Annotated in this window: 15 protein-coding genes and 1 tRNA gene; 7 read left to right on the forward strand and 9 right to left on the reverse strand. The window is 66.5% G+C overall.

Annotated elements, in window-relative coordinates; translation table 11 throughout:
- Positions 1-156: 156 nt before the first annotated feature.
- The 3 genes from ML01_RS04275 to ML01_RS04280 all read right to left on the reverse strand — a co-directional run bounded on the left by ML01_RS04275 (position 157) and on the right by ML01_RS04280 (position 2009).
- Complete coding sequence (locus ML01_RS04275; protein ID WP_058554170.1) at positions 157-342, reverse strand: hypothetical protein; 186 nt, start codon at positions 340-342, stop codon at positions 157-159.
- 10 nt (positions 343-352) lie between these two features.
- Positions 353-901, reverse strand: a complete 549-nt coding sequence (locus tag ML01_RS28360) for a hypothetical protein (protein WP_156427551.1) — start codon at positions 899-901, stop codon at positions 353-355.
- Positions 902-1562: 661 nt separating this feature from the next.
- Positions 1563-2009: a hypothetical protein gene (locus tag ML01_RS04280; RefSeq protein ID WP_058554171.1), complete on the reverse strand. Its 447-nt coding sequence runs from the start codon at positions 2007-2009 to the stop codon at positions 1563-1565.
- Between the two features lie 254 nt (positions 2010-2263).
- Here ML01_RS04280 and ML01_RS04285 point away from each other — a divergent pair, with 254 nt between their 5' ends.
- Entirely contained in the window at positions 2264-2941 is a 678-nt protein-coding gene (locus tag ML01_RS04285) for a heme-binding protein (protein ID WP_254045134.1), read from the forward strand.
- Positions 2942-3135: 194 nt separating this feature from the next.
- Here the strand turns inward: ML01_RS04285 and ML01_RS04290 are convergent, their stop codons facing one another.
- The 5 genes from ML01_RS04290 to hemA all read right to left on the reverse strand — a co-directional run bounded on the left by ML01_RS04290 (position 3136) and on the right by hemA (position 7751).
- Entirely contained in the window at positions 3136-3903 is a 768-nt protein-coding gene (locus ML01_RS04290) for a molybdopterin-synthase adenylyltransferase MoeB (RefSeq protein WP_082673965.1), read from the reverse strand.
- A 140-nt stretch (positions 3904-4043) separates the two neighbouring features.
- Positions 4044-4454, reverse strand: a complete 411-nt coding sequence (locus tag ML01_RS04295; protein WP_058554173.1) for a hypothetical protein — start codon at positions 4452-4454, stop codon at positions 4044-4046.
- 33 nt (positions 4455-4487) lie between these two features.
- Positions 4488-5357 (reverse strand): peptide chain release factor N(5)-glutamine methyltransferase, encoded by an 870-nt coding sequence (prmC, locus tag ML01_RS04300; RefSeq protein ID WP_254045135.1) that lies wholly within the window; start codon positions 5355-5357, stop codon positions 4488-4490.
- A 24-nt stretch (positions 5358-5381) separates the two neighbouring features.
- A complete protein-coding gene (gene prfA, locus ML01_RS04305; RefSeq protein ID WP_058554174.1) occupies positions 5382-6461 on the reverse strand; it encodes a peptide chain release factor 1 in 1080 nt (359 codons plus the stop codon).
- A 12-nt stretch (positions 6462-6473) separates the two neighbouring features.
- A complete protein-coding gene (gene hemA, locus ML01_RS04310; protein WP_058554175.1) occupies positions 6474-7751 on the reverse strand; it encodes a glutamyl-tRNA reductase in 1278 nt (425 codons plus the stop codon).
- A 229-nt stretch (positions 7752-7980) separates the two neighbouring features.
- Between hemA and ML01_RS04315 the strand changes: the two genes are divergently transcribed.
- From ML01_RS04315 to pth, 6 genes are all read left to right on the forward strand, one after another.
- Positions 7981-9741, forward strand: a complete 1761-nt coding sequence (locus ML01_RS04315) for a tetratricopeptide repeat protein (RefSeq protein ID WP_058554176.1) — start codon at positions 7981-7983, stop codon at positions 9739-9741.
- A gap of 67 nt (positions 9742-9808) precedes the next feature.
- A complete protein-coding gene (gene ispE / locus ML01_RS04320) occupies positions 9809-10651 on the forward strand; it encodes a 4-(cytidine 5'-diphospho)-2-C-methyl-D-erythritol kinase (protein WP_058554315.1) in 843 nt (280 codons plus the stop codon).
- A 68-nt stretch (positions 10652-10719) separates the two neighbouring features.
- Positions 10720-10794: transfer RNA gene (locus ML01_RS04325), tRNA-Gln, on the forward strand.
- Positions 10795-10909: 115 nt separating this feature from the next.
- Positions 10910-11863, forward strand: coding sequence for a ribose-phosphate diphosphokinase (locus tag ML01_RS04330; protein WP_058554177.1), 954 nt, complete (start codon positions 10910-10912; stop codon positions 11861-11863).
- A 155-nt stretch (positions 11864-12018) separates the two neighbouring features.
- Positions 12019-12645: a 50S ribosomal protein L25/general stress protein Ctc gene (locus ML01_RS04335; RefSeq protein ID WP_058554178.1), complete on the forward strand. Its 627-nt coding sequence runs from the start codon at positions 12019-12021 to the stop codon at positions 12643-12645.
- 115 nt (positions 12646-12760) lie between these two features.
- Positions 12761-13345, forward strand: a complete 585-nt coding sequence (gene pth / locus ML01_RS04340; protein WP_058554179.1) for an aminoacyl-tRNA hydrolase — start codon at positions 12761-12763, stop codon at positions 13343-13345.
- Positions 13346-13542: 197 nt separating this feature from the next.
- On the opposite strand, the gene ML01_RS30985 is transcribed toward pth, so the two are convergent.
- Positions 13543-13773 (reverse strand): IS4 family transposase, encoded by a 231-nt coding sequence (locus ML01_RS30985; protein WP_256363617.1) that lies wholly within the window; start codon positions 13771-13773, stop codon positions 13543-13545.
- Between the last annotated feature and the right edge of the window lie 77 nt (positions 13774-13850).

Here is a 13850-nt window from a genome sequence, read left to right on the forward strand (position 1 = left end):
CACAGTCGTGGTCTTCATCGGTTTCGGTCTGCCGCAAACGTTGGTGAATCCGACACGCGGCTCCAAGGCCGGCATGGGGCCGGCGCATAGCGGGGCGAAGGGCGCGACAAGCGGCGGTCATTGCTCCGCAAGTATGGGGTCGGCGTGATGTGCGTATCAGGCGTCGTTCTCTGTGCCTTCTTCGTGCTTCTGCCGAAGAATTTTTGCAAGATTAGAGACATACAGCGCGTCCGCCATGCTTGGGCCAGGGTCGTCTTCGTCTTGCTCAAGCGTGTTCACGTACGCGTCAAGGGCAAGGATAATATAGGTAAGCTGCTTTTGATTCAGCTCGAGCGAATACATGTTGAGACTCCTAGTGCTGTCCGAAAATATCTGTGCCGACATAGGAAAAACCAAGATGATTACCCACTAGGTCCAAAAACTCATGCACGGTCATGCTTCGCGTAACTGTCAGAGTGCAATGACCAGGCGGATCATTGTCAAATACAACCTCTAATCCGGCCGGCATGATCGGGCCCTCGTCCATCTTGAACCAGTGCATTTGGTGGGCGTCCTGATAGCCCTTTTCTTCGGCTAATTTTCTGAGCGCCGCTTTTCCACATTGTTCGCTTTGGCTGGCGAGGAGATGGAAGTCTGATTGAACCACTTTTTCGATGAACAATGATAATCCTTGGCCTGGATTCACGATCGCCTTTTGCAAGTCCTCGCCTTCAATCTTTCCCTGTTTGGCGGCGCCGACATCGCGCCATCTGAGATAGATTGCTGAGTTGGCGGGTGAATTGCCGGCGCGATAGGCGTCGCCCGACACTTTGTCGCCGGCGACCCAGAGACGGTCTCCAGGGACCAGTTTTCGCTCCCTGGCGCGGACGGCAATTGTCTCCGACGTGTATATTTTCCCCATGAATCTCCTCCGGTTTCGTGTTCGCGAAGAGCAGCGTTCCAGGACGCCTTAGCGTTCAGCGCATCCCGCCAAGGGCTGGCTGGTCGGCGCGGGAGCGCCGACCAGCCAGCCCGTGGTCTGGGGTGGCGCCGTTGTTCGGCCGTTGCTCAACGAAACTCCGAAAGATGCCGCTGTGCTTCCTGAGATACTCTTTTTGTTGTTCCCAGGGCATCCCCGGCAGTCTCCCGCACCTCGATCTCAACGATCCGCAGAAGACCCGTCGGAGCGATCGGATCAGAAAAGCGCTCGAGTGTCCAGAGGTTTCCAGCGCTGCAAAGTGATCACTCTGGGCGATAAGGCGATTTCCCGATTCGCTCCTACCGTACCCTCGATAGCGTGCCCCTCACACCGCCCGCGGCGTCAACACCTCTCGTGACACCGCTCCCGCGGTGTCACGCGGTCTTCGGCGCTCTGCGCCCACCGAGCTTGAGGCGGACACCAAAAGTTGCCTCGGTGGAGCGGCGCAGAGCGCCAAGAGGCCGTGACACCGCAGGAGCGGTGACACGAGCTCGGAACAGGGCGCCGAATGCTCGTCGACGCCACCTGCCGATCCGGCAAGAGCCAAGGGGTAGACCTTCGTCTGTCGCGTTGCGCCCTCCGCACGTCAGGGCCGAGCCGAGCATCAGGCGTCCAGCTCATCGCCCCACAGTGCCGGATCATCGCTGTGCCGGGGAATGCCGGCGACATCGCGCTTGTCGACGAGCAGGTACAGCCAGTTGTGTGGCTGCTGGCCGCCCGGTGTGTTGTCGCACCTGAGGAGGCGGCCCGTGGACTTGTTCAGAACGCCGCCCCGAAAGCGCGCGATTGCCGCCGATTCGAGGTTGTGGAACCGATCGCCGAGGTGCGATTGCTCCTCCTTGTAGATCGCACACATCAACGTGAATTCCGGCCGCGTTTTCTGGTGCTCCTTGAGGCGCCGCGCCAGATGGTTGGTGATGCCGATATAGAACTTGGTGCAGTCCTGCTTGGCGGCAAAGGAATTCAGTACATCCTTGAGGTGGCTCAGCACCGCCTCCTGATCCACGGTGCCGACCGGGATGCGAAAATGATAGGTGAGCTTGATTGCCATCGGATTCGCCTCCACACGCGGTGGTACTGGTTGAGTGGGTCAAGCTGACAGGCTCAGCATACGATCACTCTGGCTGCTGAGCGACCGAATACTATCAGCGAGCGGCCCCCGAGCCGATGTCGGTTCTCGCCCATGCCGTGCAGCGCCCGATCGGCAGGCACTTGCCTTCGCGGGCGCTGACCCGAAACTTCGGGCTTTGAGCATCTTTCGTTGAGCATCTTTCGTTGAGCATCTTTCAGTTTCGACCGACCAACATGTACCCGCGAGCCCTTGCCCTGCTGGCCTTGCTGCTCCTCGCGGGTGCCGTACCCACGATCCTCATGGCCACCGAAGAACCCAGCCACCGCATTGTCGAGACCTATCCGGAATTCGAGCTGCGGCGGTATGCGCCGTACCTCGTCGCCGAGACCGTCGTCGATGCCGGCTTCGATACCGCCGGCAACCGCGCCTTCGGCATCCTCGCGGACTACATCTTCGGCAAGAACCGGGGTGAGAAGAAGATCGAGATGACCGCGCCGGTGACCCAGCAGCCGGCCGACGGCGACGGTGCGGCTCGCAAGGGCCAGAAGATCGAGATGACGGCCCCGGTGACGCAGCAACCGGCCACGCGGACCGCGGGCACGGCCACCGGGGCGGATCGCTATGTCGTGAGCTTCGTGATGCCAGAGCGCTTTACGCTGGAGACGCTGCCGGAGCCCATCGACGCGCGCATCGAGTTGCGCCAGGAGCCGGAGCGGCTGATGGCGGTGCGCCGCTACTCCGGCCGCTGGACAAGAGACAAATACCGCGACGAGGAGCAGAAACTGCTTTCGGCCGTGCGCGAGCGCGGCTACGAGCCCGTCGGCACGCCGGTCTACGCCCGCTACAACTCCCCGTTCTCGCTGTGGTTCATGCGACGGAATGAGGTGATGGTGGAGGTGCGAGAGCGCTAATCGAAATCGCTATCGAAATCGCTATCGAAATCGCTATCGAAATCGCGATCCGCGGTGAGCGACATCGCACGACGCTAGTGCTTCGCGCTCCGACGTCGCTAGCCTGATGCGGTTGAGGGCAGAATTGCGATTTCGATCCCGATCCCGATCCCGATCCCGACGCAGGGATGGCTGAGCTCGATCGTCGGGCGGGATCAGTTGTTTTTGAACAATTCCTCAGCCGGCCGTCCACAGACTGCGCAGCCCGGATCGGCAGGGACTGTGAGGCTTCGCCAGTCCATGGTCAGGGCATCGAGCAGCAGGAGCCGGCCGAACAAGGGCTCGCCGACGCCGGCGAGGATCTTGATGGCCTCCGCGGCCTGCATGCTGCCGATGATGCCCACCAGCGGGGCGAGCACGCCCTCGCGGGCGCAGGTCTCGCCGCCGACGCCGATGTCGGGATACAGGCAGCGGTAGCACGGCTCGCCCGGCCGGCCTGAAAAGCAGGCGAGCTGCCCCTCGGTGCGAATCGCGGCGCCCGATACCAGCGGGATGCCCGCCGCGACACAGGCCGCGTTGACGGCATCGCGGGTCGCGAAGTTGTCGCTGCAATCGCAGATCAGGTCCACGCGGCCGGCGAGCGCTGCGAGCCGCTCGGCGTTGAGCGCGCCTTTGACGGGGACCAGCGATGGCCCCGGGTTCAGCGCCCGCAGCGTGTCCATGGCCGAGTCGACCTTGCTCCGCCCGACCCGGTCGTACGTGTGCAGGATCTGCCGCTGGAGATTGGATAGGTCCACGGCATCGAAGTCCGCCAGCAGCAGCTCCCCGACGCCCGCCGCCGCCAGGTACATTGCCACCGGCGAGCCAAGCCCGCCCAGGCCGACAATCAGCACCCGCGCATCCAGCAACCGCCGTTGCCCCGCCTCCCCGAACCCCGGCAACAGCAAATGCCGCGAGTACCGTTCCCGCTCGGAGTCCGTCAGGTCATGCCGAGCCGTCGCGGCGTCCGTGCCCAGCCCCTGGCCCCTAGCCCCTAGCCCCATTTTCTTCGCTCCTTCCTCGGCCCCCGCCCCCGCCGCAGCACTCTTCCTTCCTCCCTCGGCCCTCGGCCCTAGCCCCTTCCTCAAAGGTACCTTCGCCAATGCTCCGGCCGCTGGTCACGGCAGCCATGCTCCAGCGCCTCGTAGCGCTTGGCGAAGACGCGCTTGGTGCAGTTGCTCCCGCCGCGCTTGCAGCCGGAGTTCTCGCGGAAGGTGTCTTCGGTGTAGTAGTAGAGCGCGCGGCGCATGCGGTAGAGCAGGCCGTTGTCGCGGTGCAGGCCGAGCTCGTCGAGCGCCTGCTCAATTTCTTGCAGGCAGGTGTGGGCCAGGTCGTAGCTCAGGTTCAGTAGGATGGGCGTTTCGGGCTCGGCCGCGAGCACGCCTGCCACCTGGAGCAGGAAATCCGCGGCGGTGCGGGCGTCGTTGCGCTCCGGGTGCAGATCACGAAAGTTGATCTGCCGATGCTTGATGCGGTCTGACTCGGGTATGTCCATGGGTATCGTATGCTAATGCCGTGGGCGTGGCTGTCAATCGCGGCTGGCGGAGCGACGGGCGCCCGTCGCGCGCTCCCACCCGGCGAGGTCGCGGCGGGTGACGACTGTACCCCAGCCACCGCGTTGCAGCAGCGCGCGCACCTCGGCTCCCTGCTGCCAGCCGTGCTCCAGCAGCAGCAGGCCGCCCGGGCGGAGCGCCGTGGCCGCCTGTGCCGCGATCTGCCGAATGGCGTCGAGCCCATCCAGACCGGCGGCCAGCGCCTGCTGGGGCTCGAAGCGCAGGTCACCGCGGGCCAGATGCGGGTCGCGGGCCGCGATGTAGGGCGGGTTACTGACGACGAGGTCCAGACTCTGCGCTGCGAGGGCGGCGAGCCAGTCGCCCCGGATCAGGCTCAGGTTACCAGGCGCGAGGCGGGCGCGGTTCTGCGCGGCAAGGGCAAGGGCGGCCGGCTCTCGCTCCACGGCGAGCAGCGTCCAAGCCGGGCGTGCCAGCGCCAGGGCCAGGGCGATGGCGCCGGTGCCGGTGCCCAGGTCCAGGCAGCGCAGCGGCGTGTCCGCCGGGAGCGCTGCGAGCGCCCAGTCCACCAGCAGCTCGGTCTCCGGGCGCGGAATCAACGCCCCCGGCGCGGTGGTGAGCGTCAGGCCGTGGAACTCGCGTTGGCCGAGGATGTAGGCCATGGGCTCGCCCGCCAGGCGGCGTTGCAGCAGGCGCTCGAACGCTGCCGCCTGCTCCGGCCGCAGCGCGCGCTCCGGCCACGCGAACAGCGTCGTGCGGCGGAGGTCCGCGGCGGCACAGAGCAGCAGCTCCGCCTCCAGCCGTGCGTCGGCACCGCCCGCGTCCGCAAGTCGCCGCCCGGCGGCTCGCACCGCCTCGCCGAGGCTATCGGCGGTTGCCTTGGGCACCGGGGTGATCCGCCGGGACCTGGCTCAGGTCGCCGTCATCGCCGCCAGCGCGTCCGCCTGATCCTCCTGGCGCAGCGGCTCGATGATCTGGTCGAGCTGGCCCAGCATGACCTCGTCGAGCTTGTACAGCGTCAGGTTGATGCGATGGTCCGTGACCCGGTTCTGCGGGAAGTTGTAGGTGCGGATGCGCTCGGAGCGGTCGCCGCTGCCCACCTGCAGCCGCCGTGCCTCGCTCTGCTGCGCCACCTGCGCGGCGACGGCGCTGGACAGCAGCCTGGCCTGCAGCAGGGCCATGGCCTTGGCGCGATTCTTGTGCTGCGAGCGTTCTTCCTGACACTCGACGACGACGCCGCTCGGCAGGTGCGTGAGGCGCACGGCGGAATCGGTCTTGTTCACGTGCTGCCCGCCGGCCCCGGAGGAGCGATAGGTATCCACGCGCAGATCGCTGGCGTCGATCTGGATGTCGTCCACGGCTTCCGCCTCCGGCAGGATTGCAACGGTGCAGGCGGAGGTGTGCACGCGGCCCTGGGATTCGGTCTCCGGCACCCGTTGCACACGGTGCGCGCCGGACTCGAACTTGAGGCTCGCGTACACATCGGTGCCCGCGATGCGGACGACGACCTCCTTGTAGCCGCCGAGCTCGCCGTCGCTCGCGCTCATGACCTCGTGCCGCCAGCCGCGGAGCTCCGCGTAGCGCAGGTACATGCGCAGCAGGTCTGCCGCGAACAGTGCCGCCTCGGCGCCGCCGGTGCCGGCGCGGACCTCGAGGAAGATGTTGCGGTTGTCGTTCGGGTCCGCGGGCACCAGTAGACGCATGAGCTCGGGCTCAAGGGCCGCGCGGCGCGCCTCGGCGGCGGCGATCTCGTCGGCGGCGAGATCCTTCATCTCGGCGTCCGACAAGAGCTCGCGGGCGGCGTCGATGGCCGCCTCGGCCGCGCTGAATTCGCCGAGCCGGGCCACCAGGGGCTCCAACTGGGCGTATTCGCGGCTCAGGTCGCGGAAGCGGGTCTGATCGTGCTGGATCGCGGGGTCCGCGAGCAGGGCCGTGACCTCGGCGTGGCGTTCGGCGAGCTGGTCGAGCTTGCCCCGTAGGGATGGATTCATCGATTACGGGGCTTAGGATTGGCCACTGCCGCTCTCCACTTTGAGCTGGAACAGCTCGTTGGCCGCATTCAGCAGCTCGTTGCGGCCCTCACGGCCGGCGCGGCGCAGTCGCACGCTCGGGTTGTGCAGGAGCTTGTTGGTCAGCAGGTGAGCGAGCTGGCAGACGACCTCTTCCGGCGGCTTGCCGGCGGCGAGCTGGCGCTGGGCACGCTCCACGAGCGCGTCGCGCGTGTACTCGGCGCGGGAGCGGTAGTCCTGGATCAGCGAGACGGCGTCGAGCGAGCGCACCCAGGCCATGAACTCCTCGGTGTGTAGCTCGATGATCTCCATCGCCTGCTCGGCGGCCTGCTGGCGCGAGCGCAGGCCCTGCTCGACGACGCCTTGCAAATCGTCCACGGTGTAAAGGTACACGTCGCGCAGCTCGCCGACCTCGGGCTCGATGTCGCGCGGCACGGCGATGTCCACCATGAACATGGGCCGGTAGCGGCGCTTTTTGAGCGCGCGCTCGACGGTGCCCTTGCCGAGCACGGGCAGAGGGCTTGCCGTGGAGGAGACGACGATGTCCGCCTCCGGCAGGTGGTTGGCGAGCTCCGTCAGCGCGATAGCATAGCCGCCGAACTGCTGTGCGACGTTGTGCGCGCGCTCCACGGTGCGATTGGCGACGATGATCCGCCCGATGCCGTGCTGGTGCAGGTGGCGGGCGGCGAGCTCGATGGTTTCGCCGGCGCCGATCAGGAGCGCGGTCTGCTTGCTGAGGTCGCTGAAGATCTGTCGCGCCAGGCTCACCGCGGCAAAGGCCACGGACACGGGACTGGAGCCGATGGCGGTGTCCGTGCGCACCTGTTTGGCCACGGAGAAGGTGTGCTGGAACAGCTTGCCGAGCATGCGCCGGGCGGCGTTGGCCGCGTTGGCGGTCTGAAAGGCGGACTTCACCTGCCCTAGGATCTGCGGCTCGCCGAGGACCATGGAGTCGAGTCCGCTCGCGACCCGCAACAGGTGGCGCACGGCGTCGCGATCCTGGTGACAGTATAGGTGTTGGGCGAAGAGCTGCGGCTCCAGGCCGTGGAAGTTGCCGAGCCATTCGCGCAGCGTGGACTCGCAGTTTCCGCCGTCCAGCGCGCAGTACACCTCCATGCGGTTGCAGGTGGACAGGATCAGCGCTTCGTCGACCGGCGTGTGCTCGGTCAGGCTGCGCAGCGCGCCGACGATGACGTCGGGCCCGAAGGTCAGGCGCTCGCGGGTCTCCACGGGCGCCGTCTTGTGGTTCAAGCCAAGGGTCAATATCGTCATGGTTTCGAGGCGGCTATTGCTTGGTGGGGCTTTCGTCTGGCCCTGCCGGAGCACGGTGCCGTGCGGGGCTCGGCCTGCTTAGCGGCGTGCACGTGACCCTGCACCACCGCAGGGTCGGGATGCTGAATCGCCGATGCTCAATCTCAATGGCGCAGGAACTGCCTTAGTATACTGCCATCAAAAGCGGTCACCGCTGATCGTGGTCAACACCCGGGAAAGCCACACACCCATGAAGCTTATTGCCCCAATTGCTCCGCTGTTCCTGGCGCTCGGTCTGCTGCCTGCCGCTGCGGCGGAGCCCGAAGGTCCGCGGGCGATGCCCGTCGAGCAGGACGCGGCGCAGCCAGCCCCGGCCGCGGCGGACGCGCCGGAGCTGACCGACGTCGCCACCGTGCCGGTCCTCTCCGCGGATCTCATCTACGCCGTGCTGGTCGGCGAGATCGCCGCGCAGCGCTCCGATCAGCACATGGCCTTCACCCACTATCTGCACGCGGCGCGGCTCGCGCAGGACCCCGAGCTGGCGGCGCTCGCTGCCCGGGCCGCCCTGGCATCGGGCGACGCACAAGCGGGCCAACGCGCGGTGGACCTGTGGCAGGAGCTGGCGCCGGAATCGCGCAAGGCGCGGCAGATCGGGGCCTATGTGCAGATCGAGGCCGGTGATCGCGACGCGATCCTAGCCGCACTGCGCGAGCTGATCGGACTCACGCCGGCGGACGAGCAGCCGTACATGCAGGCCGCCCAACTGCTCGCCCGTATCGAAGCACCGGCGGAGCGCCTGGCGCTGATGCAGGCGCTGATCGGCGATGCGCCGGACGACGCCGGTGGTCAGTTCGCGCTCGCGAATCTGGCCGCCGCCGCGGACGACAATGCGCTCGCCCGGCAGGCGGCGGAGCGGGCCATCGCGCTCAAGCCGGACTGGATCGAGCCGCGATTGTTCATCGTTCAGCTTCTGGTGTCAGACGGCAAGCCGGAGGATGCCGGGGCGATGCTCGACGGCTATCTCGCCGAGAACCCGGAGGAGCAGCAGCTCCAGTTGCTGCGCGCCCAGCTCTACATTGACGCATCGGAGTATCCGCCGGCGCTCACGCTGTTCGAGCAGATCCTGGCGCAGCAGCCGAAGCAGCCCGACGTGCTCTTCACGGCCGCGGTGCTGGCACTGGAGATCGAGGCGCTGGATCAGGCGCGTGGCTACCTGACCAAGCTCAAGGAGCTCGGCCAGCGCGCCGACGACGTGGCCTTCCTGTTCGGCCAGGTGGAGGAGGGTGCCGGCAACGCCGACGCGGCCCTGGGCTGGTATGCCAAGGTGAGCGGCCCCAACGCCACCGATGCCGCGGTGCGCATCGCGCGCCTGCACGCCGCCGGCGGCGATGTGAGCCGCGCGCGCGACATGCTCCAGCAACTGCGCGATCAGATGCCGGACGAGACGGCAACGCTGTACATGATCGAAGGCGAGATGTTGCGCGACAACGACGCGCTGCAGCAGGCCATGTCAGTCTACGACCAGGCCGTGCAGGGGGACCCCGACAACCCGGACCTGCGCTATGCGCGGGCCATGGTGGCGGTGGCGCTGGATCGCGTTGATCTGCTGGAGTCGGATCTGCGCCACATCCTGGCGCTGGACCCGGAGCACGCCGACGCACTCAACGCTCTGGGCTACACCCTGGCCGACCGCACCAATCGGTTCGATGAGGCGAAGGCGCTGATCGAGCAGGCGCTGGCCCTGCGGCCCGACGAGCCCGCCATCAAGGACAGCATGGGCTGGGTGCTGTATCGCATGGGCGACCCGGCGGCGGCGGAACCCTACCTGCGCGCGGCGCTGGATGCGGTCTTTGACCCGGAGATTGCGGCCCACCTGGGCGAGGTGCTCTGGGCGCTGGATCGCCGGGACGAGGCACGGGCCATCTGGGACCGGGCGCTCAAGGAGGACCCTGAGCACGAGTACCTGCTGCGCACCCTCGGCAAGCATCGTTATAGTCAGACGCCGAACTGATGCGTTGCTTGCGGCTCACTCTGCCCACTTGGACATCCGTACCGATGACTTTGCCGCAGCCATGCTGATGCCGCGACCCGCCGCCGACGGCGCCTGGCTCGCCCCGGCGAAGCTGAACCTGATGCTGCGCATCCTGGGGCGCCGCGACGACGGCTACCATCGGCTGCAGACGGTCTTTCAGTTCATCGACCGCGTGGATAGGCTCTATCTGGAGCCGCGTGCCGACGGCCGCATCGTCCGGGTCGCGGGTCCGCCCGGCGTGCCGCCGGAGCAGGACTTGGTGGTGCGTGCCGCCGATGCGCTGCGCCGGGCCACCGGCTGTGATGCCGGCGTCGAGATCCGGATGCAGAAGGTGCTGCCGATGGGCGGCGGACTGGGCGGCGGCAGCTCCGATGCCGCGACGACGCTGCATGCGCTGAATCGGCTCTGGGGCTTGGGCCTCGATGTCGATACGCTTGCCCACATCGGGCTGTCGCTCGGTGCCGACGTGCCGGTGTTCATCCGCGGACAGGCCTGCTGGGCGGAAGGGGTCGGCGAGGACATCACGCCGGTGTCGCTGCAGGAGCCCTGGTATCTGGTGCTGAGGCCGCCGGTGGAGGTGTCGACAGCGGCTGTCTTCAACGACCCTGAATTGACACGGGATTCCGTTGCCATCACAATGCGCGACTTCGTTGCGGGCGACCATCGGAATGATTGCCTGGCCGTGGTGTATCGGCGGTATCCCAACGTGGCGGCTTGCTTCGATTGGCTCGACAGTATCGGTGGCGCTCCGCGCTTGACCGGCACCGGCGCCTGCGTCTTCGGTACCTTCGGGTCCGAGCCGGCGGCCCGGCAGGCCGCGGCGCGGCTGCCGGCGGGCTGCACAGGCTTCGTCGCCCGGGGTTGCAACCGATCGCCGCTGTTCGGTTGAAGCCGGGATTGATGTCGCAGCTACGGCTGCGGGACCAGGCTCTTTCCGACGCTTCACGCAACACAACTTGGGGCGTCGCCAAGCGGTAAGGCACTGGGTTTTGATCCCAGCATTCCCAGGTTCGAATCCTGGCGCCCCAGCCAACATCCGCCCGCTTTCCGGGCGCCACGCCGACGCGCATCGGCCAGTGCGGCGGCCGCATGGCGCCGACGACAGCGGTGCGGCGGTCCCGCCCAGCGTGTCCGCGGAGCTTACATCGTGCCCGACAGCCAAATGATGGTCTTCACCGGGAACGCGAACCCGGAGCTGGCCGCCGAAATCTCATCCCACCTGAGCCTGCCCCTCGGTAAAGCCGTCGTCGGTCAGTTCAGCGACGGCGAGGTGATGACCGAGATCCAGGAGAACGTTCGCGGCCGGGATGTCTTTGTCGTGCAGCCGACCTGCGCGCCGACGAACGATAACCTGATGGAGCTCTTGGTGATGATCGATGCGTTGCGCTGGGCGTCTGCCAAGCGCATCACGGCCGTCATCCCGTACTTCGGCTACGCACGGCAGGACCGCCGGCCCCGCTCAGCCCGGGTGCCCATCACGGCACGCCTGGTGGCGAAGATGATCGGCAAGGCCGGCGCGGACCGGGTGCTGACCATGGACCTGCATGCGGATCAGATCCAGGGCTTCTTCGACATCCCGGTCGACAACGTCTACGCGTCGCCGATCCTGCTCGGCGATGTCTGGAAGCAGAAGTATCCCGGGTTGATGGTGGTGTCGCCCGACGTCGGCGGCGTGGTGCGGGCCAGGGCGTTGGCCAAGCGCCTCGACGATGCGGATCTCGCCATCATCGATAAGCGCCGTCCGAAGCCGAACGAGGCCAAGGTGATGAACATCATCGGTGATGTGCGCGAGCGTTGCTGCGTGCTCATCGATGACCTGGTGGATACCGCCGGTACCCTGTGCCAGGCCGCGGCGGCGCTGAAGGGGCAGGGCGCGGCCATGGTTGCGGCCTACTGCACGCACCCCGTATTGTCAGGGCCTGCTGTGGACAACATCGCCTCGTCGCAGCTCGATGAGCTGGTGGTGACCAACACCATCCCGCTCGGCCCCGACGCGCTCGCGTGCCCGAAGATCCGCCAGCTCAGCATCGGCGAGCTGCTGGCGGAGACGATGCGCCGGGTCTCGGACGAGGAATCGGTGAGCTCGCTATTCGTCGATTAGCTCGATCGGAGCCTTGCCGGGATCGCCGGCTGGATGGATGTGGCACGCTAGTGTCCGGGTCCACATCATTCTCTCCCGCTGCCTGGGGCAGCGGGTTTCTACGGCGCCGCCGGCTTGGTCGCGGGCGGCGGCGCTTATTGCTGTTGGAGTAAACGATGAGTGAAACCATTGAGGTCATGGCCCAAGACCGAACCGACGGGGGGAAGGGTGCGAGCCGCCGCCTGCGTCGAACGGGGCTGGTGCCGGGCATCGTCTACGGCGGGCACAAGGACCCGCAGATGATCGCCGTCTCGCACAACGAGATGCTGCGCAAGCTCGCTGACGAGGCCTTCTATTCGAGCTTGCTGGACCTGAGGCTTGGTGATGAGAGCACCAAGGTCGTGCTGAAGGATCTACAGCGCCATCCGGCCAAGCCCTTCATCCTGCACGTGGATTTTCAGCGCGTCAGCATGGAGGAGAAGCTCCGTTTGACGGTGCCGCTGCACTTTGAGAACGAGGCCACGGCGGTTGGTGTGAAGAAGGGCGGCGTTGTGACCCATAACCTGACGGAAGTGGAAATCACCTGCCTGCCGAAGGATCTGCCGACCTTTGTCGCCGTCGACATGGCGAAGCTGGATATCGGCGACATCGTGCACGTATCGGAGCTTGTGCTGCCGTCCGGCGTAGAGCTGACCCACGCGGTGGAGCCCGAGACGCCCGTGGTCATGATCCAGTCGGGCTATGGCGGTGGTGCCGCGGGCGATGAGGAAGGCGAAGAGGGCGGCGAAGAGTCCGCAAGCTGATGTGGCCTTGGCCGTTCCGTGGCGCGGAGTTGCCTTTGCCTGCGCCGCGCGGCTTTGAGCCGACGTAACCGCGCCCGGGCGCTGGTCCGGGCGACTAGGTCGATGCGTTTTCACCATGTCCCATCCCGGCATCCGGCTGATCGTCGGGCTCGGCAACCCGGGCCCGGACTATGCGCTCACGCGGCACAACGCGGGCTTCTGGTTTGCGGATCGCGTCGCGACCGAGCGGCACGCCGAGTTCCACGCCGAAGGGAAGTTTCATGGCGCGGTGGCACGCGCGTCGTTGGCCGACGCCGACGTCCGGTTGCTCAAGCCCGCTACGTTCATGAACCACAGCGGGCGGTCCGTCGCCGCTGTCGCACGCTATTTCGATATTCCACCGGCAGAGATTCTCATTGCCTACGACGAGCTGGACCTCCCGCCCGGGCGCATCAAGCTCAAGTTCGGTGGTGGCCACGCGGGCCACAACGGCATGCGCGACAGCATTGCCGCACTCGGCAGCTCGGATTTTTGGCGCCTGCGCATCGGCATCGGCCACCCGGGGGAGAAGTCGCGCGTGATCGGCTACGTCTTGGGCCGTCCATCGCGGCCGGACGCGGAGAGCATTTTGGCCGTGCTCGACGACGCCGAGCGGGCCTTGCCCGACCTGGTGGAGGGCCGGTTTCAGCTCGCCATGAACCGGCTGCACGCGGTGCCCTGACCGCTGGCCTACCCTAGAAAGCTTGACGGCGCCGAATGCTTGCAGATGAGTCAAGTTTCGAACCGGGCGTCGGACTGGCTAACGGCCATGGCGACCAGCGCCACCCCGCAGGATGAAAGGCGCTGCTCGCCATCGCCGTTTCCCTCACCCCGGCCCTCTCCCAACGGGCTGTCTATTGCCCACTCTGGAGACAACCCTCACGGTCCGGCCGGAATCGACGGATGAAAGATCGCAAACGTATCGGTGATATCGGACAGTCGCGCGAGGCCGCGCCAAAGCGCGGTGGCGCCGGGTTGGCCGTCGCACTTGCGCCCAAGGAAACCGCCGAGCTTTGCCACCATGTGCATGGCCTCGCCGAGGGTTGGCGGTGTGTCAGGCGGGCTGGGTGAGCGGTGGTGATGGCAAGCGCAGAATAGGGGACAGACCACTTTTTCGCAGAATAGGGGACTCGCAGAATAGGGGACAGACCACTTTTTTGACTCTGCCAACTTGTCTATTCGTCGAA

It is taken from the genome of Thiohalocapsa sp. ML1 (genome assembly GCF_001469165.1).
Lineage (GTDB): Bacteria > Pseudomonadota > Gammaproteobacteria > Chromatiales > Chromatiaceae > Thiohalocapsa.